General features: G+C 43.6%; 20 protein-coding genes. 10 read left to right on the forward strand and 10 right to left on the reverse strand.

Annotated elements, in window-relative coordinates; translation table 11 throughout:
- Positions 1-55 precede the first annotated feature (55 nt).
- The gene (locus tag RTX25_RS04220; RefSeq protein WP_312650977.1) at positions 56-1,225 is read left to right on the forward strand and encodes a cation diffusion facilitator family transporter; all 1,170 of its coding nucleotides are present in this window, start codon (positions 56-58) and stop codon (positions 1,223-1,225) included.
- 81 nt (positions 1,226-1,306) lie between these two features.
- On the opposite strand, the gene RTX25_RS04225 is transcribed toward RTX25_RS04220, so the two are convergent.
- The 4 genes from RTX25_RS04225 to lepB are packed head-to-tail and all read right to left on the reverse strand — an operon-like array spanning position 1,307 to position 7,410.
- Positions 1,307-3,415 (reverse strand): UvrD-helicase domain-containing protein, encoded by a 2,109-nt coding sequence (locus tag RTX25_RS04225; protein WP_312650841.1) that lies wholly within the window; start codon positions 3,413-3,415, stop codon positions 1,307-1,309.
- 49 nt (positions 3,416-3,464) lie between these two features.
- Positions 3,465-5,528 (reverse strand): ATP-dependent zinc metalloprotease FtsH, encoded by a 2,064-nt coding sequence (gene ftsH / locus RTX25_RS04230; RefSeq protein ID WP_312650843.1) that lies wholly within the window; start codon positions 5,526-5,528, stop codon positions 3,465-3,467.
- A 10-nt stretch (positions 5,529-5,538) separates the two neighbouring features.
- The gene (locus RTX25_RS04235; protein WP_312650845.1) at positions 5,539-6,834 is read right to left on the reverse strand and encodes a Sapep family Mn(2+)-dependent dipeptidase; all 1,296 of its coding nucleotides are present in this window, start codon (positions 6,832-6,834) and stop codon (positions 5,539-5,541) included.
- Positions 6,835-6,879: 45 nt separating this feature from the next.
- A complete protein-coding gene (gene lepB / locus RTX25_RS04240; protein ID WP_312650848.1) occupies positions 6,880-7,410 on the reverse strand; it encodes a signal peptidase I in 531 nt (176 codons plus the stop codon).
- Positions 7,411-7,693: 283 nt separating this feature from the next.
- On the opposite strand from lepB, the gene mscL reads away from it, so the two are divergent.
- The 4 genes from mscL (at position 7,694) to RTX25_RS04260 (ending at position 11,121) form a co-directional block, all read left to right on the forward strand.
- The gene (mscL, locus tag RTX25_RS04245) at positions 7,694-8,086 is read left to right on the forward strand and encodes a large-conductance mechanosensitive channel protein MscL (protein ID WP_397428516.1); all 393 of its coding nucleotides are present in this window, start codon (positions 7,694-7,696) and stop codon (positions 8,084-8,086) included.
- 238 nt (positions 8,087-8,324) lie between these two features.
- Positions 8,325-9,053 carry an ABC transporter ATP-binding protein gene (locus RTX25_RS04250; RefSeq protein WP_312650853.1) on the forward strand — a complete coding sequence of 243 codons (729 nt, stop codon included), beginning with the start codon at positions 8,325-8,327 and terminating at the stop codon, positions 9,051-9,053.
- Positions 9,043-10,722, forward strand: coding sequence for a putative ABC transporter permease subunit (locus RTX25_RS04255; protein WP_312650856.1), 1,680 nt, complete (start codon positions 9,043-9,045; stop codon positions 10,720-10,722). Before RTX25_RS04250 ends, RTX25_RS04255 begins: the two co-directional genes overlap by 11 nt.
- A gap of 42 nt (positions 10,723-10,764) precedes the next feature.
- Positions 10,765-11,121: a hypothetical protein gene (locus RTX25_RS04260; RefSeq protein WP_312650858.1), complete on the forward strand. Its 357-nt coding sequence runs from the start codon at positions 10,765-10,767 to the stop codon at positions 11,119-11,121.
- Positions 11,122-11,174: 53 nt separating this feature from the next.
- Here the strand turns inward: RTX25_RS04260 and RTX25_RS04265 are convergent, their stop codons facing one another.
- Complete coding sequence (locus RTX25_RS04265; protein ID WP_312650860.1) at positions 11,175-11,840, reverse strand: uracil-DNA glycosylase; 666 nt, start codon at positions 11,838-11,840, stop codon at positions 11,175-11,177.
- An 84-nt stretch (positions 11,841-11,924) separates the two neighbouring features.
- On the reverse strand, positions 11,925-12,962 hold the full coding sequence (locus tag RTX25_RS04270) for an AbrB family transcriptional regulator (RefSeq protein WP_312650862.1): 1,038 nt from the start codon (positions 12,960-12,962) through the stop codon (positions 11,925-11,927).
- 236 nt (positions 12,963-13,198) lie between these two features.
- On the opposite strand from RTX25_RS04270, the gene RTX25_RS04275 reads away from it, so the two are divergent.
- A complete protein-coding gene (locus RTX25_RS04275) occupies positions 13,199-14,497 on the forward strand; it encodes an ectonucleotide pyrophosphatase/phosphodiesterase (protein ID WP_312650864.1) in 1,299 nt (432 codons plus the stop codon).
- A 210-nt stretch (positions 14,498-14,707) separates the two neighbouring features.
- On the opposite strand, the gene RTX25_RS04280 is transcribed toward RTX25_RS04275, so the two are convergent.
- Positions 14,708-15,340, reverse strand: a complete 633-nt coding sequence (locus RTX25_RS04280; RefSeq protein ID WP_312650867.1) for a helix-turn-helix domain-containing protein — start codon at positions 15,338-15,340, stop codon at positions 14,708-14,710.
- Positions 15,341-15,534: 194 nt separating this feature from the next.
- Here RTX25_RS04280 and RTX25_RS04285 point away from each other — a divergent pair, with 194 nt between their 5' ends.
- Positions 15,535-15,690, forward strand: coding sequence for a hypothetical protein (locus RTX25_RS04285; protein WP_312650979.1), 156 nt, complete (start codon positions 15,535-15,537; stop codon positions 15,688-15,690).
- Positions 15,691-15,702: 12 nt separating this feature from the next.
- Positions 15,703-16,410, forward strand: coding sequence for a DUF554 domain-containing protein (locus tag RTX25_RS04290; protein WP_312650869.1), 708 nt, complete (start codon positions 15,703-15,705; stop codon positions 16,408-16,410).
- A 110-nt stretch (positions 16,411-16,520) separates the two neighbouring features.
- Here RTX25_RS04290 and RTX25_RS04295 read toward each other — a convergent pair whose 3' ends face one another.
- On the reverse strand, positions 16,521-17,486 hold the full coding sequence (locus RTX25_RS04295; RefSeq protein WP_312650871.1) for a DMT family transporter: 966 nt from the start codon (positions 17,484-17,486) through the stop codon (positions 16,521-16,523).
- 208 nt (positions 17,487-17,694) lie between these two features.
- Between RTX25_RS04295 and RTX25_RS04300 the strand changes: the two genes are divergently transcribed.
- Together RTX25_RS04300 and RTX25_RS04305 are read left to right on the forward strand one after the other, a co-directional pair.
- Positions 17,695-18,342: a redoxin domain-containing protein gene (locus RTX25_RS04300; RefSeq protein ID WP_312650874.1), complete on the forward strand. Its 648-nt coding sequence runs from the start codon at positions 17,695-17,697 to the stop codon at positions 18,340-18,342.
- Positions 18,343-19,020, forward strand: coding sequence for a cytochrome c biogenesis CcdA family protein (locus tag RTX25_RS04305; protein WP_312650876.1), 678 nt, complete (start codon positions 18,343-18,345; stop codon positions 19,018-19,020).
- Positions 19,021-19,118: 98 nt separating this feature from the next.
- Here the strand turns inward: RTX25_RS04305 and RTX25_RS04310 are convergent, their stop codons facing one another.
- Together RTX25_RS04310 and RTX25_RS04315 are read right to left on the reverse strand one after the other, a co-directional pair.
- Complete coding sequence (locus RTX25_RS04310; protein WP_312650878.1) at positions 19,119-20,267, reverse strand: GerMN domain-containing protein; 1,149 nt, start codon at positions 20,265-20,267, stop codon at positions 19,119-19,121.
- A gap of 127 nt (positions 20,268-20,394) precedes the next feature.
- On the reverse strand, positions 20,395-21,684 hold the full coding sequence (locus RTX25_RS04315) for a folylpolyglutamate synthase/dihydrofolate synthase family protein (protein ID WP_312650881.1): 1,290 nt from the start codon (positions 21,682-21,684) through the stop codon (positions 20,395-20,397).
- Positions 21,685-22,047: the final 363 nt, after the last annotated feature.

Raw genomic sequence — 22,047 nt, forward strand, 5'->3', positions numbered from 1 at the left:
AAGTTCTAAAATTCATTAGGTCAGTAACTTGTAAAGTGAGGAAATCATCGTGATCATGAGACTAATCGATAAAATCGTCGCAGGCAGAGATCTGCGTAAGGCAAAAGAAAGAGAAAGAATCGGAAAGATCTCGGGGACCCTTGGCATCTGTCTCAATTTTATTCTGTTTCTCATTAAAGGAATCCTTGGACTGACTACAGGGAGTATCGCGCTGATTGCCGATGCCTTCAACAACCTGACTGATACGGCCTCATCCGTCATCACCATCATCGGCTTTAAGCTGGCCAATAAGGAACCGGACAAAGAACATCCTTACGGCCACGGAAGGATCGAGTATCTTACAGGACTGACCATATCGGTACTTGTTATCGTTGTGGGTTATCAGTTTGTCGTATCTTCCTTCAAAAAGATCCTTTCTCCGGAACCGGTAACTTCAAGTCCTCTTATCATAGTCATCCTGATCCTTTCACTCAGTTTCAAGCTCCTCATCTATGCTTTCAACAAGAAACTCGGGAGAAAGATCGAATCAAGCACCCTCCTTGCCACCGCACAGGATGCCATCGGTGACGTTCTGACCACCTCTGTGGTGATTCTGGGACTCATCATGAGTCAATACACCACACTTCCTGTGGACGGCTTTGTCGGAGTCCTGATCGCCATATACATCATATTTTCCGGCTTAAGGCTTTCCCTTGAAACCATAAATCCCATTCTGGGTGAGAAACCGGAAAAGGAACTGGCGGACAAGATCAAGAAAAAGATCCTGTCCTACGAGAACATATTTGGTGTCCATGATCTTCAGATCCATAACTACGGTCCAGCCAAGACCATGGCGACCATCGATGTGGAAGTTCCTCATGATATGAACCTTGTGGAGCTCCACAATCTCATCGACAAAATCGAGAGACATATAAGGGAAGATCTCAATATCAGTCTTGTGATCCACATGGATCCCATAAACAACACAGACGAGAGATACCTTGAAGTCAAAAAGACTGTAGGAGAAATCGCATTGGGCATAGAGCATATCCTCTCCTTCCACGACTTCAGATATACCGGACACAGTGAGGATGAACTGATCATTCTGGAAGTTGTCGTAGACAGCAGAAAAACCACCGAAAAAGACAGAGCGGACATCAAGAAAGAACTTGAACGAAGACTTCGCAGCCGTTTCAAGACCGCGAGGATCATGATTACTGTGGATCTAGATGTAGCCATATTATAAATCAAATAAAACAGAGCAGGTTATTCTGGGACCGATAAAGGATCCTGAAATAACCTGCTCTTTCTGTTTCTTCTTTTCTTTCTAATAGACCATGGAGTCTATGTAGGTGACTCTTGTAAGCCTGTGAAGGGCTCTTGTGGCCATGATGTAGCGGATAAGGTCCTGTCCTTCTTCTCCCGCTTTTTCCGCCATGATGACACCATCAAATTCCAGACCTTTTGCAAAGTAGGAAGGCATGATGTAGAGATCACCCTTAAGAAGTGCATCTTCACTGTCGATGAGCTTAACGTTGATCTTCTTCTTCAGCAGCTGATACAGCTCTTTTGTGGTATTCATGTCTCTGGTCAGGATACCGATGCTGTCAAGGTCTCGGTTCTTATATTCCTCCACTTTTGAGACAATAATATCCAGAGTCTCCTCAAGTGTGATGTCTTTATGCTCTTCGACAGGACTTCCGTTTCTGACCAGGGGAACGATCTTTTCACTGCCCAGGAAGCGGTTGGCAAAGTCCATGATTTCAAAGGTCGATCTGTAGCTTTTCTTGAGGTCATAATGCCTGACCTCTCTGAAAACAGATTTCAGATCATACATTGCACTTTCACCCTCGAGAATCATCTGATTGGTGTCTCCCACTACAGTAAAGGAACTGCAGCCTGTGATGTCTTTCAGTGTTTCATAATGAATCAGGGAATACTCCTGAGCCTCGTCAAGGACCAGATGATTCACCTGGAACGGCAGCTTCAGTCCATGGAGTTTATGCTTGAAATAAAGCATAGGTGCGATATCCGCCTCTGTATAGAAAGCGAAGCTCTTAAGCTCCTCATAGCCTCTAAGATAATCCCCTTCAGATAGTTCTCGGAACTCTTCTCTCTTTAAGGAGACCAGTTTCACGAGTTCTCTGATTTCAGATTTTCTCATGCTTCTGACCATGTTGTAGTCTTCCTTGGACATTTTCGAAAGCATCTCATCATATTTTTTATCAATGGCAAAGCGCTTCTCGTCTCTGACTTCTTTCAGTCTCTTCACAAGGATTCTCTTCAGCCTTTTCGCACGTTTGAAAAACGGCATATATTTAAAGTCCACAAGCAGCATCTTTTCCATTTCAGCCTTTGTCAGTATGGATCTGCCCAGAAACTCGATATCCTTATATTCATAGTAGCTCTTTTCCGTTTCTTCGATTTTCAGGTCCAGAACTTCCTTGAACTCATGGCTTCTCTTTTTCCTGGCATCGAGAACAAGTTCTTCGTCTCCGCCAAGGAGCGCTTCTGTATAGTCTTCACCCATAAAGACCGGTCTGTCGAAATTAAGCAGTTTCAGTGCAAGGTCCTTGAAGGTATCCTGATGCACCCCGCCCTCACCCAGTGAAGGAAGCACCTGCGAAATGTAGTCCATGAACATGTTGTTCGGACCAAGAATCAGCACCTTGTTTTCAAGCAGTGCACGGTAGTTGTAGAGAAGATAGGCTGTACGATGAAGAGCGATGGTGGTCTTTCCGCTTCCTGCGACGCCGTTGACCACAAGTACCCCTTCCCTTTTCTCTCGGATAATCCTGTCCTGTTCTTCCTGAATGGTCATGATGATGTCCTTCAGTTTCTTTCCGGCATTGGAAGAAAGAACTTCCAAGAGGATTTCATCCCTGACATCGGTCTCCGTATCAAATACACCTCTTATGATGCCGTCCTTAATGAGAAACTGTCTTCTAAGACTGATGTCCACATCGATGTCTCCCATGGGTGCCTTGTACTTGTCTCTTCCGACTGTTCCTTTATAGAAAAGGGATGCGATGGGCGCTCTCCAGTCGATGACAAGAGGATCATAGTTTTCTTCGTCCACAAGGCCGTACTTTCCGATATAGATTTCTTCCTTGTCCTCACCCTCTTCTGAAAATTCCACTTTCCCGAAATACGGGGTACTATGAAGCTCAGTAAGCTCCAGAAGCCTTTTCTCTACAGCTTTGAAGGACTCTTCCTGGATGAAGCGGTTATGATCAAAAAAGTCGATCTGCTTGTCTTCATCCGAACGGTACTCATCCAGGATATTCTTTCTGTATTCCACAATCTCATCATAGACTGTTTTCTTCTTATCAGTGTTTTTAAGGATATCTTCCATGATCAGATCCATGACACGGGCAAGATACTCTTTCTCTTTCTTAAGCTCATCAGGAGCTAGATCTAAATTGAATTCTTTCATTTATTCCTCCAAAGGCATAGCCGTAATCCATGGGATCACGGCTATACACTTATATCGTTCTATCTTCATCTCCATCGTCATCAGAAACAGTTTCAGACTCTTCCGTTTCAGTTTCAGCTTCTTCTCTTTCAGGTTCTGCTGTTCTGTTTTCTTCTTGGATAAAATCTGCTGCTGAAGGTTCTTCTTCCACATGGACGATTTCCGCTTCATCATTTGCTTTTTCCGCTTCCAGTGCGTCTTCGCGGGATTTCTTCTCCGCTCTTGAAAGACCGAAGTCTTCACCCATATACTGGCGTACCACATGCATGAATTCGGTTCCCGTTATGGTTTCCTTGTCGAGAAGAATCTCGGCAAGTTCTCTCATGAGCACCTTATGTTCTTCAAGAATGCCGATGGCCTTCTTATGACAGCTCTTGATGATGTTCAGGGTCTCTTCATCCACCTTTGCCGCTGTACGATCACTCACTGAAAGTACAGTTCTACCGTCCAGATACTGGTTTCTCACGGATTCAGCAGCCATCATATCGAAGCTTTCGCTCATTCCGTAGAGTGTGACCATTCTTCTGGCCATATTGGTCGCTCTTTCTATATCGTTGGATGCTCCGGTTGTTATGGAATCAAATTCCACTTCTTCTGCTGCACGTCCACCGAAGAGTATGGCGATTTCCGTAAGCATTTCGTCTTTGCTCATGAGATACTTGTCATCTTCCGGCACCTGCATGGTATACCCCAAGGATCCCATGGTTCTTGGAATGATGGTGATCTTCATGACAGGATCAGTGTTCTTCTGCATTGCCGCAACAAGCGCATGACCGATTTCATGGAAAGCGACGATTCTCTTTTCTTTAGGGGACATGATTCTGTCTTTCTTCTGCTGACCTGCAATGACCACTTCAATGGACTCCTGCAGATCTTCCTGCATGACGAAAGCTCTTCCGTTTTTGACTGCACGAAGCGCCGCTTCATTGATCATGTTGGCAAGATCCGCACCTACTGCACCTGGGGTTCCTTTGGCGATTTCAAGAAGATTGACATCGTCTCCCATCTTGACATCCTTGCTGTGAACCTTAAGTATCGCTTCTCTGCCCTTAAGATCAGGGGCATCGACGATGATTCTTCTGTCGAATCTTCCTGGTCTTAAAAGCGCCTTATCAAGAACTTCAGGTCTGTTCGTTGCCGCAAGAAGAACGATACCTTTGGAAGAATCGAATCCGTCCATTTCAGCCAGAAGCTGATTCAGTGTCTGTTCTCTTTCATCGTTACCGCCGTATCCGCCGGTTTCTCTAGATTTACCGATGGCGTCGATCTCATCGATAAAAATGATGCAAGGGGCTTTTGCCATGGCTTCTTTGAAAAGATCTCTGACTCTTGCAGCACCCATACCCACGAACATCTCGACAAATGCCGATCCGGATAAGGAGAAGAAAGGCACTTTGGCCTCACCTGCAACTGCCTTGGCAAGGAGTGTCTTACCGGTACCTGGAGGTCCTACAAGCAGTGCACCCTTAGGAAGCTTTGCTCCGATGGAGACATACTTCTTCGGATTGTGCAGGAAGTCCACGATTTCAATGAGCGACTCCTTTGCTTCTTCCTGACCTGCCACATCCTTGAACGTGACGCCTGTATCACTCTCATAAAGTTTTGCTGTACTTTTTCCGAGGGACATCATTCCACCACCACGCTTGTCCATGCTCTTCAGGATATAGTTTCCTAAAAAGAGCAGAAGTCCAAGGGGCAGAATCCATGACAAAAGAATCGTCATGATGGGATTAGCCACCTGCACGGTTGCCACTTCAAATGGAATGTTCTTTTCAAGGATCAGCTTTGTGATTTCCTCATCATTGCTGATCTGTCCTGTATAGAGGGTAAATCCTGAAAGTTCATCACCTTCAACCATGGTATACTCGAATTTTCTCTGAGATTCATCAAGCTTGATGGATTTAACCCTGCCGTCTGTCACGGCGGTATAGAATTCATTGTAGGTCTGTTTCTGATTTCTGATATCATTGGCGAAGTAATTGAATACGGTCACCATGATAAGAATGCTGAGAAAATATATGATATAGAATTTTATATTCTTATTTTTTCCCGGCTTGTTGTTGTTACTGTTCATTCATTGCCCCCTATTTTGCCAATTCAATCATGGCATTGGCATATATTCTTGCACAGGTCATCAGATCTTCAATGAGGACATACTCATCCAGCTGATGGAGGGTATCTTCTCTTCCAGGCAGGAGCGGTCCGAAGGCAACGATATTCTTCATCATCTTTGCATAGGTTCCACCGCCGATGGCAAGGGGTTCACTATGATCTCCTGTCTCTTTCGCATAGACATCCATGAGCTTTTTAATAAAAGCCGCATCTTTCGGATAATAAAGTGGTCCATCGTGCGCCATCATTTCGAAAGTGAAGCCTTCACCTTCGAATATGGTTCTGATCTTTTCTGTGACATCTTCTTGCTTGAAGGTCACAGGATACCTGATATTGATGTATGTTTCGAGATTTTCATTTTCAAGTCTGATTTTTCCCAGGTTGAGGACAAGTTTTCCTGAGGCATCATCATGAAGATCGATCCCCATATTATGTCCGTCCAAATCCATTGCAAGATTATAGTCCAGCACACTTAAAGTGTCCTTAAGCTCCTTGTCGAAGGACTTGCTTTTAAGATCATGAAGCATCATGGAAATGGCATTTTCTCCCTTGTGTGGAGTGCTTCCATGGGCAGAAACCCCTTTATAGCTCAGCTCCTTTTCCTCTGCGTTTTCGATGAATCTCACCACTGTTCTGTCAGGCACCATGTTGACTGCCTGCCCGCCCTCAAGAGCAAGGAGTTCCCTTCCCTTAAGTTCCTTTGACAGCTTTATGACAAGTATACCCATTTCCGCATTGATTGCCGGAAAATCCGCATCAGGTGTAAATCCTGATATGGGCTGTTTTTCTTTCTTCAGATAGTTTTCGATATCCGGTCCACCTGTTTCTTCACTGGTACCGAAGATCAGCCGGATTCTATGACTGAGCTCTATGCCTGATTCTTTGATGGCAACAAGTCCGTGAAGTGCGGAAACCATCGGTCCCTTATCATCCATAGTGCCTCTACCGTAGATTCTGTCACCAGATACCTCACCATGAGGATTTTTTGTCCAGCCTTCTCCCACGGGAACGACGTCCAGATGACCAAGTACAGCAACATAGTCTTCACCCTCACCGTATTCGATGACGCCTGCATGTCCATCCACATTCATGGTCTTAAACCCGTAGGCTTTTCCCATGGCAAGAGCTTCTTCAAGAGCGGCATGCACTTTCTCTCCGGCAGGCTTCCCTTCCTTTGCGGTATCCTTCACTGATTCAAAAGAAACCAGTTTAAGTACGTCATTAATCAGTTTTTCTTTATTTTTTTCTATGATCTGATTGATTTCCATGTAATACCCTCCAAATTGCGGACTGCTCCGCCTGTCTTATTTCTCTTATTTCAAAAATCCGATATTGTTTAAAGGAAATATCCTGAATCCGCCTTTACCGATGACTTCATCCTTGCTGATGTAGGGCTGTGCCCAGTATCTCGCGTCATTTGAGGTTTCACGGTTGTCCCCCATGAAAAGCAGATGGTCTTCAGGTACGTCGAATGTCGCGCTGAAGTCCGAATTATTCACCACATAGGGCTCTTCCACGATTTCACCGTTGATGTAAAGCTCACCGTTCAAGAGCTCCACATGGTCCCCTGGAAGTCCTATGAGCCTTTTGATGAGGAGCATATTATCCAGCTCTTCTGAATTGAAGACCAGAATATCCCCTCGCTCGAAATTATCCTTGTCATAAGATTTCAGAACAAAAATCTTGTCGTTTTTGTTGATGGTCGGAATCATCGAACCAGTCGGCACCTCGATACGAAATACCAGAAAAGTGTTGATGAGCCAGGCCAGAATCAGTGCGGTCAGTATCGGAACGACCCACTCTCTGATGACATAACGGAACTTATCATTTGATTTCTCTGCCATAACGAAACCTACTTTCTCATTTTATCTACAATTCATTATAGGTTGCTTTTCATAAAATACGATTAAAACCAACCTCTGTTATGATCATAATAAATTTGTTCTATATTACAGTATAACATACCTGAGACTCATTTTACATTTTCGAAAAACACAGGAAAGTCAGGGTTTCGGGAGAGAATATCTCGATGATATTCTCTTATGAGAATTCACACGAAAAGTGTTCCAGCCGTTTATTGGTTTTTCCAGATGTGATATCATAATAGGGTTCGAGGAGGTGAAAACATTGAAGAAATTTTTGAATGATTTTAAAGCATTTGCCATAAAAGGAAACATCGTTGATCTTGCTGTAGCCGTAATTATCGGAGGCGCTTTCGGAAAAATCGTGACATCCCTTGTCAATGATCTGATCATGCCAGTTATCGGTGCGATTTTTTCTGTTCCGGATTTTTCAGCACTCACAGTTACAATCAACGAAGCGCCCATCATGATCGGTCTTTTCATTCAGGCAGTCATCGACTTTCTGATTGTGGCTATGGCTGTGTTCATCATGATCCGGTTTCTGGCAAGATTCAAGAAGAAAGAGGAAGTCAGAGCTGAAATTCTGCCGATTGCAACAAAAGAAGAAGTGCTGCTTGCAGAAATCAGAGATATTCTGAAGGAAAAAAATCAGGCATAATCAGTGGGAAGCGGAAGGCTTCCCGTTTTTTTCATCAGATGACTGATAAAATACCGGTCACCGGCCAGATGAATTCTTATAACCATATCATTTAACTTTACTATAAGAGTAGCTTTTGTTATATTTTAAACAGGAATACCTAAGACCGGTCGATCTTCCCGTTGAGCGGTCCTTTAAACGCAGGGAAAATAAAAACGGAGGTTGGCAGGAAAAATACCCTCCTGCCGAAAATAAACAAATGATCAGTATAAAGAACGTCACAAAAGTTTATGGCGGAAAACTCAAGGCTGTGGATAATCTGACTTTGGATCTGAAACCAGGCGAGATCTTCGGGTTTCTTGGACCAAACGGAGCCGGTAAAACCACGACCATAAAAATGCTTACCGGAATTACGAGCCCGGATCAGGGAGAGATCATCGTGAATGATATCTCCATCGATCAGAATCCTCTGGAATACAAGAGACAGTTCGGATTTGTTCCTGACAGTCCAGATATCTTTCTGAGACTTAAGGGTCTTGAGTATCTCAACTTTATGGGAGACATCTACAATGTCGAAAGCGCTCTGAGACAGGACAGGATAAATGATCTGGCAAAACGTTTCGATATGGAGAATGCCCTGGGTGACTATATTTCCAGTTATTCACATGGTATGAGACAGAAAATCATCCTGATGGGTGCACTCATTCATGACCCATCTCTCTGGATACTGGACGAACCGATGACCGGACTTGATCCGAAATCTTCCTTCTATCTCAAAGAAATGATGAGAGAACATGCGAATAAAGGTAATGTCGTCTTTTTCTCCACCCATGTTCTGGAAGTCGCAGAAAAAGTATGTGACCGTGTGGGTATCATCAATAAAGGTAAACTTATGTTTTGCGGGACCATGTCCGAGCTCAGAGCACTGGTCAGTGAAAATGAAGGTCTGGAAAAAATCTTCCTGGAGATGACAAGTGATGAAGAGTAACATATTCATTCTCACTAAAGCCATGTTCAAGAATGATGAGACATTGAGCAACATCACCAGCAGAAGCACAAAAAAGAAATCCTTCTTTAAATCCAAATGGGGAATCCTCCTATTTGTACTGTTTCTGACCGTGACCATGGGTCTTAGCTTCGGATTTATGATTTCCGAGCTCTATGATGCCATGGCCATGATGGAGATGCAGTCTCTCATCCTGAGACTGGTTGTACCGGCAGCAGGCCTTATGGTCTTCATGTTCGGCATATTCTACGTCATGAACGTATTTTATTTTTCCAAGGACGTTGATAACTATCTTTATCTTCCCGTTCGTGCAGGTGAGATACTGACGTCCAAATTCCTTGTGTCTCTTGTCTATGAATACTTCATCATCATCGTGTTCTTCCTGCCGATTCTTGTCATCTACGGCATAAACGATTCGGCCGGAGTGCTCTACTATGTGTATACTGTTCTGGCGCTACTGTTTATTCCGGTACTGCCGCTGGCAGTGGCTTCGATCATCTCCATGGTGATCATGCGGTTCAGCAACAGATTCAAGAACAGAGACCGGTTCAATATGATTGCCGGAATCCTTAGTCTCTTTGTAGCCCTGGGCTTCAACTTCGGCATACAGTTTCTGACAAACAGAATGAGTCAGGGAAACAATCTCATCATCAGTGACATTTCCGACCTGCCCATATTCAGAATTACCTCACTGGTGTTCCCTACCAGCCATTTTGCAACAGAAGCGCTCATCGCGCATAACACTCTGATGGGACTTGTCTATCTCCTTCTCCTCATAGGCTTGTCGCTCCTTGCTGTAGGCATTTTCTATGTTATCGGCAATACCATATACTTCAAGGGCGTCATCGGCGTATCGGAATCAAAAGCCGATCGTAAAGTACTGACCAAAGAAGCGATGAAAAAAGGGACAACGAAGAAGAACATTCTCATCGCCTACTCCCTGAAAGAATTCAAGCTTCTGCTCAGAACACCGATCTACTTTCTGAACTGTATTCTCATCAGTCTCATTTACCCTCTTTTCATCCTGTTCCCCATATTCATGGGCAGTTCAGGAGATAAGGCGGAAATAGAGCAGGTCCTCACGCTTATCCGTTCAGTGGATGAAGGCGTTCTCATCGTCGGTATGGTGGGTGTCGGATTCCTCCTGGGTTCCATCAACATCATATCCTCCACAGCCATCTCAAGAGAAGGCAAGAACTTCTATTTCGTGAAATACATTCCTGTTTCCTATGCAACACAGCTCTATGCGAAGATATTAAGCTCCTTTTACGTGGAGGCCATGGCACTAGTCATACTCTATAGCCTGATGATCTTCCTCTTCCAGGTGAACATCGGATTTGTCCTGCTGTCACTGATTATTGTTGCACTGGCATCACTGCTTGTGAATCAGATCGGCATGCTGTTTGACATCTTCTGGCCGAAACTGAACTGGGATACCGAGCAGAAGGCTGTAAAACAGAACTTCAACTCAGTGATCCATATGTTCCTCGGATTTGGTCTGACGGCGCTTAGTGTGTTCCTCGGATTCAAACTGGCACCGACGTTTTTCACGGGATTCATGGTCTGTTTCCTTGTTCTATCCATTCTATCCGTGATCATGCACTTCGTTCTGATCCGTACCGCAGACAGAAAGTTTGCGCTGCTGTCATAGGATGAAGAAACTATCCCGGAGAAAAGTGATCTTAGCGGAGTCATGAAAAAAGGATGCCAGAATATTATGGACATGGGCAGTGTTTCCTACCGTATTACAGATGAACTGGGTAAAAAGATGAAACTGAAATCTTTTCTCCTGTTCGTTGAAACTTTAGTCCTTACCCTTCTCTATCTGCTGTCCATGGACAGATTCCGTGACATTCCTTTCAAAGATGCACCGGGCAGCGTAATCGCTGAAGGGCTGACCTATACCCTGATCTTTCTGATCCTAATGGTCAGTGGATTTATCCTCACATCCCTTCTACTTATCCCACGGGATGTATATGAACATATGGTAGAACTTGACCCGTATGAAATTGAGGATATAAAGTCAGGCAGAACATCGAAAAGTCAGTAAATAGGTAAAGGCTGGATTCAGATCTGAATCCAGCCTTTCTGCTGTCTTAAAGCTTATAGTATGTCCCATCTCACCGGAGTCTTTCCCATTTCCTCTAGATAAGCGTTGGCTTTCGAGAAAGGTTTTGATCCGAAGAAGCCTCTGTTTGCCGACAGGGGACTTGGATGTGCGGATGAAATGATCCTATGATGTAGAGGTATCAGCTTTTCCTTCTCCTTGGCATGGTTTCCCCAGAGTATGAAGACCACCGGATCTTTTCTTTTCCCGAGTACCCTTATGACTTCATCCGTAAATGTCTCCCATCCAGTCTTTCTATGAGAATTGGCTTCACCTTCTTTTACCGTAAGCACTGCATTCAGTAGAAGAACACCTTCTTCAGCCCACGCTGTCAGAGAACCGTGATCGGGTCTTTTCATCTTCACATCACTTTCCAGTTCTTTATAGATATTGACGAGAGACGGTGGAATCCGCTGTCCTCTTTTCACCGAGAAAGCGAGTCCCTCCGCCTGATCTCTGCCATGGTAGGGGTCCTGCCCCAGAATGACGACTTTGACCTTTTCATAGGGTGTGAGGTGAAATGCTCTGAATATCTCTTCCTTTGCGGGATAGATGATTTCCTCTTCATATTTTTGCTCAAGGTTTCTCATAAGCTCCAAAAAGTATGGTTTCTCCAGCTCTTCTTCAAGGACTTTTTTCCAGCTCGTTCCTAAATCCGTCATCTGATCTCCTCCCTCTCCATACCGTAAATCCCGGTTCCAAATGCCCATAATTCATCACTATTCATTATATCTCACTGTACAGGTTCATGATGCAAAAAGTTTCGAGATGAGGAGAAAAATCTGCGGAAACAGTGCCACTGCGCCAACCAGTCTGAAGATCTGAATCAGCGCCACATCGGATCCGGATACACCGATGTCCGATGCAATGAGCGCCATATCTGAAGCCCCGGCAGGTGAGGAAGACAGGATCGCCTGGGATCTGGGTATTCCATGGTATCTATTAAGCGTATTTCCCATGATATAACAGGCGAGGATGTTGATAACGACAATCACGGCTGCCGGTAAAAGAAGATACTTAAGCTCCAGGACATCCTGATACCCGAAATGGCTGCCGATATAAGCACCCGAGAACAGCTGAGCCATCCTTTTAAACCAGATGGGAAAGGTCACTTCAAAACCGATGATTTTCAAGATGACGATACCGGCCATGGCAAAAAGAAGTGTTCCTGCTGCCACTCCTGAAAGTTTACCGATATACCCGAAAACTACTGCAGCTGCAACAGCAAGGATAAGATTTCTGCTGAAGACCGGTCTTTTTTTCTCCACAAGAGAAACCCCACTCTCCACAGATTCATCCTTTGATCCGTTTTTCCCCAAAAGAAGAGGTACCATTGCGATGCCTGAAACAAGGCGCACAAACTGAAGTACAGTCACCTTGGTTGCATCAGCGCCCATATCTGAAGCGATGAGCGGTGTATCACTGATTCCGCCTGGAATGGCACTCAGAAATGAGGTCAGAAGATCCATCGGACTGATGAAGTATATGATGACTCCTACAATGAGATTTGTCACAAACAGTCCGAAAAGCAATGTCGCTGTGGGTTTTATGAAGTTTTTCATCTTTTTGAGATCTTCTTTTCTTACTGTCATTCCGATATACGCCCCGGCTATGCACTGTGCAACAAACCGGAAGCTCCCAGGAATTTCCACAAAAGTGGTATTGATGTTCAAAAGCGCAACAGCTATCACGCTTCCAAGCATCATTCCTCCGGGAATCCGAAATCTGTTCAGGATATAGCCTCCAGAAAAGGCAATAGCCAGAGTCAATAATAAATACTGCATGTCTTCTCCTATCCGTCATCTTGTCTTTTACTTTATTGTATCTCCGGAAAGAGCCCATCGTCCACATGTTCCCGAAATAAACAGTTTAAATGCAGTCAATGCAGAGGATTCCTGATTGTTGTTTCCATATTGTTCAGCTAATATTCAGATCAGTTCCCACTAAATATGGTATATTCTAAATAATAATTATACGGAGGTAGATTGGTCTGCGAAGAGGAACAGACCAACAACAGAATATGGAAAAAAGATATTTTCTCATTGTATCGTTTGACGCACTATCCAGCAGAGACATCGATATCCTGAAACAGCTTCCCGGATTCAAAAGGCTGATGCGGGATGCCTCATACTGCACAAATGTCCGCTCCGTCTATCCAAGCAATACCTATCCCTGCCATACAAGCATATCCACAGGGATGTATCCCATAAATCATGGAGTGGTCTCCAATACTCTACTTCAGATCAACCAGAAAATTCCGGACTGGAACTGGACAAGAAACAGAATTAAAGTCGATACTTTCTATGATGCCGCCATGAGAAAAGGATATACCACCTGTGCACTCCTGTGGCCGGTAACCGGTAAATCCGAGATCACCTATAATCTTCCTGAAATATTCCCCAACAAGTTCTGGAAGAACCAGGTCATGGTGTCACTGGCTAATGGAACTCCCGGATATCTCATTGACATCGAAAGGCGCTTCAGACATCTTCGAAACGGAACAAATCAGCCCGAACTTGACCTTTTTGTGGAAGCTGCCGCACATTACACCATGAAAACAAAAGGGCCTGATGTCATGATGATTCATTTTGTCGAGCTTGATGCCATGAGGCATAAGTTCGGATACGATTCTCCAGAGGCAAATAAAGCCCTCCTGAGCTATGACCAGAAACTCAGCGGGATTTACCGTATGCTGGAGGATGAAGGAATTCTCGATCAGACCACCCTGTTTGTACTGGGTGATCATGACCAGATTTCCGTTCACACGGCGGTACATCTCAACTCCATATTCAAAGACAAAGGCTTTATCCGAACAAAGAATCAGAGAATCATCGATTATGACGTTTATGCCCATGGCCAGGACGGTTCCTGCTATATCTATCTGAGCAATCCTGAAGATGAAAAGATCAAGGGAAATATCCTGGAGATTCTTGAAACGCTGAAAAATCGTGAAGACTTCGGCATCGAAAAAATCTTTTCAAAAGAAGAAATCATCACTTCAGGTGCGGACAGAAAAGCGGTATTCATGCTGGAAGCAAGAAGAGGATTCTTCTTCACAGATGACCATAAAAAACCTGCACTTATGAAACTGGACCCCGACGCCAATGGAGAAGAACACCATGGAAAATCCACCCATGGCTACCATCCGGATAAAGAGAACTACCAGACTGTTTTCTTTGCAGCGGGAAAAGGAATCCGGAAAAATGTGGAAATCCCTGCCATGAGCCTCGTAGACGAAGGCCCTACTTTCGCCTATGTCATGGGTACAAAGCTTCATGATACAGATGGCAGAATTCTGCATGAGATCCTGGAAGATTGAAAGACAGCACAGAAGGGAAACGGACCTGAAATCAATCAGGTCCGTTTAGGGAAACAGTATATTAACAAAGGGTAGGGGTATGACTACCCTAAATATGGGAGCTAAATACTTAGCTTGTGTTAATTCTATCATACTTAAGAATATTTGTTAATTAACAAACTGATAAATCCAATATTGTCCTAAAATGATACAGTATCCCACTCCCTTTTTCTAATTGATGCCCATTTTCTTCATTTTGCTGTAAAGCGTATTTCTGCCTATTTCCAGTTCTTTTGCCATAACCGTAATGTTCCAGTTGCAGCGTTTTCCTGTTTCCAGGATGGCATATTTTTCATAGTCCTCGAGGGTTTTCAGCTTACATGCTGTTGCGGCCATGGTTTCTTTTTCTTTCATTTCTCTATATTTCACGATGAACAGATTGATGATGTCCTTAAGGATGAGATCCGTTGTGCACTCTGCCTTTTCACATCCATCTGACGCATAGATGACACCAATGACGCCGATGGGTTTTCCTGCACCAAGGATGGGCATGATCAGTATGGATTTCTGCTCATCTTCTTTCAGCTTATGGTGCACACCCGTTTTCAGTGAGTTCTTCATAGCGATCTGAATTTTCTTGTTTTCATCGATAAATTCTCCCACTTTCATCCGACCGTCTTTGGTATTCTTGATATCCTTCTTGCTCTCACAGAAGATGGTATTCAGTTTCTCATCAAACACAGCAAGGCTTTCCAGACAGGTAATTTCTTTCAGATCCACGGCAATATATGACATTAAATTAACAATCATCTGCAGTTCTTTAATCTCTTCCGGACTTTTCATCTTTTCTTTCAACCTGAACATCAAAACCAACCCCTTATTTTGATAATATATTAACAGGTGGCGTTTTACAAGGAAGAAACCTCGATTTCGGCATATTTGACGGATTCATTTCCTGAGCACCAGTTTTAGTGAAAGAATGGTGAAAATAGCGCACAATTATTGAAAATTAAGCTATAATGAAAAAAGATAAAATGATGATAATGGAGGGAAAACAAGTGAAAAAAGGTGAAGTGATCAAAAGCGGAATTACCATGGGCAGCGCACTTGCAATGGTAATCAGCTGGAGTCTAAATCAGTCAGTCATCTGGGCCATCATCCATGGACTCTTCAGCTGGGTCTATGTGCTGTATTATCTCATCATACTAAACTAAAAGAGGTGCTACATGTTCGGAACCATAGTTAATGTCTTTGCAATTATTTTAGGGAGCATCATCGGAATCATCTTTAACAAGAGAATCAATCAGGACATTGCTTACAGCCTTTTCAAGGTGCTGGGACTTTGTGTCATATTTCTAGGAATCATCGGTCTTGTCAAAGTGGAAAATACCATGATCATCATCATCTCCATGGCTCTTGGTACCCTCGTGGGAGAGATCATCAATATTGAAAATAAACTCGAGATCATGAGCGGCAGAATAGAAACGGTTGTCAACCGTTACTACAAGGGTAAAATCAAGGACGGTTTTCTTACAGCCACCCTGCTCTTCTGCATTGGTTCCATGGCCATCATCGGTACCATAAAAAGTACACTCTCCAATAATCATGACACACTTTACGCAAAATCCATACTTGACGGTATCACTTCGGTGATCTTCGCTTCATCCATGGGTCTTGGTGTCATGCTTTCCGGAGCATCTGTTCTTCTCTATCAGGGAGGCATTTCCCTGCTGGCCAATTTCATCAAGCCTCTGGTTACCGCAGTTCCGGACACCATTCCGATGATTTCCGGTGTGGGCAGTCTGATGATCATGGGTCTGGGCATCAATATGGTTTTCAATCTGAAGCTGAAAATCTCAAATATGCTTCCCTCAATCCTTGTGCCTATCCTCTATGCCATCGGACTGATTCTATGGAGAAGTGCAGTATCATAAAAATCTGTTTCAGGATGTACAAAGCGTCAGACCTTTAAAAGATCTGACGCTTTTTTACAATTAACTTCTTTTTGAAATGGAATTCCTTTAAAAGATCTTTCTTCAGATGATCATACCTCGGACATCCGTTTCTTGCCCTTCGGCAGTTCTCTGTTGACGAGGACAATACCGATGACAATGGAAACAAGTGATACTGCAACCTGCAGCGTAATCTTTTCGCCCAGGAATATTGCTGACAGGAGTGAACCTGAAACAGGAATGAGGAACCTGAACATGGTGATTTCACCAGGTTTGTTGTATTTAAGCAGTGCATACCATAAAGTGAATGCCACAGCAGAGAGTACTGCAGAATACAGAAGAAGGACTAAAGAAAGAGGCGTCACATTTATCGTACTGTAGTCTCCTCCAAGAGAGATGAGGAGCATGACGATCCCTCCGAAAATCAGCTGGTAGGCTGAAAGAAGTACGGGATGCATGGTCCTTGAATAGCTCTTCACCATGAAGCTTGAGAGTACTGCGGTCGCGACAGCAAAGAACATAAATCCTTCTCCGATGAGCGTGAAGCTCGTATCAATCCCAGACCCCACGTTTACAATCACTACACCGATGATACCAAAAACGATGCCCATGATCTTGTTTCTGTTCAGTCTGTCATTTTTATAGATAAAATGTGCCAGAATGATGATGAGAAAGTTCGACAGTGAATTGATGATGGCTCCTTTTGATGCTGTTGTGTTGGCCAGTCCGATATAGAAAAAGAAATAGTTAAGGGATGTCTGCACAAGCCCAAGTAGAAGTACTCTACCGAAATCGCCGCGGGATCTGATTTTCACGTTATCCTTCATAGTGAAGAATGCATAGACCAGAATGAGGAGACCCGCAAGAAGAAACCTCACCCCTGCGATGAGAATCTTCGAATACAGATCATCCCCTGCCATATTCATTTCCTGATAAGTGATCTTAAGAACCGGGAATGCACTTCCCCATAGAAACGATGAAAAAACTGCAAGAGTGATCACCCACGGTTTCTTCTGAAATATATTCTTTTTTTCTGAATTCTGACTATCTATACTCATCTTGACATACCTCCAAAATTTTCCATAAACCTCATTATACTCAAAATTTACGATTCATGCATGGAAATCGTAAAATTAAGTGGCATCAAATTTATTTTTGTGAAAAATAAACCCCCACCAGGTATTTTGTTCTATTTTATGTTATCATAATCTACAAGAAATATCATATGACAGGTACGCCCTGCAGCATATTCATTGGAGGTAATAAATGAAAAAATACAGTTTTATCATATGGATAATTATATTCGTTCTTCTTCTGGGTGGAGGATATTATTTCATCCAGCGTTACGGTTCTCCTGAAACACCCGCTCCCGTTTCAGAAAATACTGCACCAGAGGTGGAAACACCATCTGACACAGAAATTCCAGACGCAGAAACACCGGTTGAGGCAGAAACACCTGCTGTAGATGATGCAGTATCAAAGCTAAGAGTTAAAACCCCTTTTGCCCCTGAATTCACTCTGAAGAACGAAAATGACGAGGACGTCTCTTTGGCCGATTATAAAGGCAGAAAAGTCATCGTGAACTTCTGGGCTTCATGGTGTCCACCATGTGTCTATGAGATGCCTGAATTCCAGACTCTTCATGATGAGCTGGATCCTGAGAAAACTGTTCTTCTTGCAATCAATCTCACAGACGGACAAAGAGAAACAAGAGCACTTGCAGATGAATTCCTGAAGGAAAACAATCTGGATCTGAATGTACTTTATGATACCAAGGGAGATGCATTCTACGGTTTCAATATTTCCAGCATCCCTCAGACTTTCGTCATCGACGATGATGGCCTGGTCCAGTATGCCATTATGGGCATGACTGATAAAGCCACACTAGACGCAATACTGGAAAGGATGGAATAAATGGACGGACTTAAACTTGCCCTTCTGTTCTTTGAAGGGGTACTGACTTTCATCTCTCCCTGCATACTGCCGATGTTCCCCGTTTTTCTCATGTACCTGAGCAACGAAAGCCAGAAAAAGGGCAAGGAACTGATCGTAAATATTCTGGGATTCATACTGGGGTTCACCATTGTATTTGTGATCCTTGGTGCAACAGCTACCGCTCTTGGCAGCCTGCTCAATCAGAACCGTGTACTGCTTCAGAGAATCGGCGGCGTGATCATCATTCTGTTCGGTCTTAATATGGCAGGATTCATAAACATCAGACTGCTGAACTTCCAGAGAGGCCTGTCCCTTAAGAAAGACAGCGGAGGCTTTATCTCCTCGATGATCTTCGGTATTGTCTTCTCCTTCGGGTGGTCGCCATGCCTTGGCACATTCCTTGGTTCCGCACTGATCCTTGCTGCGGATGCCAGCACAGTCGGAATCGGCATGTTCTACCTTTTCGTTTTCTCCATGGGTCTTGGTCTGCCGTTTCTCATTACGGGAATTCTGTTCTCAAAACTCGAGCAGGCATTCAGTTTTGTCAAGAAGCACTACAGTCTCATCACGAAGGTCTCAGGAATTTTCCTTGTGATCATAGGGCTCCTCATGGCGCTTGATCTCTTCGGATACTACCAGAGGTTCTTCAACTTCTGATTCAAAAACTGAACATAGTCTATATCGACGAAGGACATCATAAAGCTCCAGGTTTTTACACCTGGAGCTTTTTACTCTATATTTCCCTTTTCACCTGGTTAGTTCATATCCACGATGCTGTCGTAATTCACTTCAATGGGTTCAAACTTCTCAAGAAGAATATGACCTGATTCGTAGGTTTTTCCATCAACCGTCAGCATGATCTTATCTGCACCGTAGTAATCACCTAAGGTGTTGGCCAGCGACTGGAGAATCAGCGATTCATATCCGGCTCCTGCATTCATTTCACTTACGAACTGCTGAGACAGATCCACATACACCATGCCATCCTGATTCAGGTAGAGGTAGTTTACCGCAGTATTCTTTGATAATACCGGTGCGGCTTCTTTCGGCAGATTTTTGTAGGCTTCGACGATCTTGTTTCTAGGGATATCATTGGTGGTGAAGAGAATTTCTTTCCTGTAGAGGAAAATACGTTCATCATTGGCATTGGGATAATAAAAATTGACTACTTTCTTTCTCGGTACTCCTCGCTCCAGTTTTTCAAGGCTTGATGTCACTTCATATCCGTCGCCAAGGTTCACAGTCCTGATCAGCCCAAGCCCTTCTGAATAGTAATCGATATTTGTGTATTCATTACCTTCATTACTGGATTTCCTTGTCACTTCTACTGCCATAAAGGTTCCATATGGAGTGACGACTTCTTTATCCACCGATGTAATGGTATTGGATTCTTTGTCGTTGTTCCAGGCTGTACCCACTGCGATCGGTTCCTGAATCAGTATGCGATCGGTATTGGGTGTTTTCTCAAGTATGTTTTCCTTATAGTAAGTTTCCGGCAGATTGATGACTTCTCTCAGTACGCCATCCTTCTTTTCCAGTACTCTGACAATTTCTGTACCGCCATTGTTTTCTCTTAGCTGAATCCTGTTTCCATCCAGGAAATCCACATACTGATCAAACCATGCAAACTCATTTCCTGTTCCCTGATATACTCTTGTCACATCCGCTTCAAAGGGAAACAGTTTATCAACTGTGAGATCCGAAACTTCCGGTGCCTCTTCAGCAGGAGTTTCTCCAGGTGTCATGACTAGAGGCTCCTCTTCTATCCGCATTTCCTCCGGACTTTCTGCAGGGCTCTCTGCAGGAATCCCTTCCGGATTCGACTCCGGCTGACTATTTCTGCCGCATCCTCCGAGAAATACTGCCATCGATAAAATGATCAATGGTATCATCAGCTTTTTCATTTAAAAGCACTTCCTTTTAACATTCGATATCTTCTGTCTGTGCTTTTAGTCTAGCAGTTCCCAGCACATTATGGGTTACACAGTTATTACAACAATCTGTCAAAATATTCTCAAATCTGTTTCTTAATTATAACAGATTCTCAAAGGTTTCAAAGTATGATCTTACCTCGTTGATGTAGTACAGAGATCCGAAAGCGCAGATGACATCATTATCCTCTGCAGCTGACAACGCCTCTTTTATAGCCTCTTCCACACTCTCACAGTAAAAGGCATCTGTTCCTTCGTTCACGATGATTCTTCTCAGGTCTTCTCCGTGAAGAGCTCTCTGGTTGTCCACTGTCACCGTATAAAATCTTCTGGCAATGGGGAGAACCTCATAGAGCATTTCCATATAGCTCTTGTCCTGCAGAACACCCATGATAAAGATGATTTTCCTATCCGGAAAATATTTATCGAGATTTCCTTTCAGTACCTGTACCCCCTGAAGATTATGTGCTCCATCGATGAGCATCATGGGTGCATGAGTGAGGATTTCGAACCTTCCTGGCCATTTTGCCATGAGCAGACCTCTTTTCAGAAGATCATGTGGAACTCTTAAACCTTTGCTGTCCAGTACATTAAGCGCTTCAATCGAAACCACAGCATTTTTGACCTGATGTTCGCCAAGGATGGTCAGACGGTATTCTTCCTGTTCGTAGGAGAAATTCTGGGTATAGTCATCATGTCCCAGGTATTCCACATGTTCAAAGCTGACCCGATGCACCGGTATACCTAATACGTCCGCTTTCTGAAGGATCACTCTTTCAGCCTCTTCAGCCTGAGGATAAAGGACAAGCTCGGTTCCAGGCTTGAGAATCCCCGCTTTCTCGCAGGCGATTTCTTCCAGGGTGTTTCCGAGAATATCCATATGATCGTAATCTATTGAAGTGATCACAGACACAAGCGGCGCTTCAATGACATTTGTGGAATCAAGTCTTCCACCCAGTCCCACTTCAAGAAGGACAATGTCGCATCCCTCTTCAAAGAAATAGACAAAAGCCAGGGCTGTGATGATTTCAAACTCCGTGGGACTGTCAAGTCCCTGGCTGATCATGTCATCTATTCTCCACCGGATTCTCTCCATAATTTCAGCCAGTCTGTGGTCTTCGATATCTCTTCCCCCAATCCTGATCCGATCATTGAATCCGTGGAATCCGGGTGAAGTATACATGCCAACCTTATATCCCGCATGGCTGAGCACGCTGCCCATAAAAGCCACGGTAGATCCTTTACCGTTGGTACCGGCGATATGGACAAATTTCAGTCTGTTCTGGGGATTGCCCAGAAGCTCCATCAGTTTCTGTATTCTTTCAAGCCCCAGTATACTGCCGAACTTCTGGGTGCTTTCGATATATTTCAATGCTTCCTGATAATTCAAATCAAACACTTCCCTTCAATACTTATGCTCATTATAAACTGGACAGATTTTTAATACAATTGACAACCTTTGAAGAATGCGTAACCTTTGTACATCACTTTCGTATAATCATCGTACGTCACTCTATATCTTATTTTAATATCTTTTAAAGTTATATTATCTTGTATAAATGTATATATATTATTCTTTTTTAAGATTTGCTTAATATTAATAACGTACAATAGTGAAGTATCAATATAATCATCTTCAGTGACTTCATCTTTTTCAATCTCATGAGTTTCTATACTCTTCTGCCCCCTCAAAAAAGCAGACAGTTTTATTGCTAATCATTTTCATCCGTATCTGTTCAGAACAGTTCAAAAC

Source organism: Proteiniclasticum sp. (assembly GCF_032054185.1).
In the GTDB taxonomy this organism is placed as follows: domain Bacteria; phylum Bacillota; class Clostridia; order Clostridiales; family Clostridiaceae; genus Proteiniclasticum.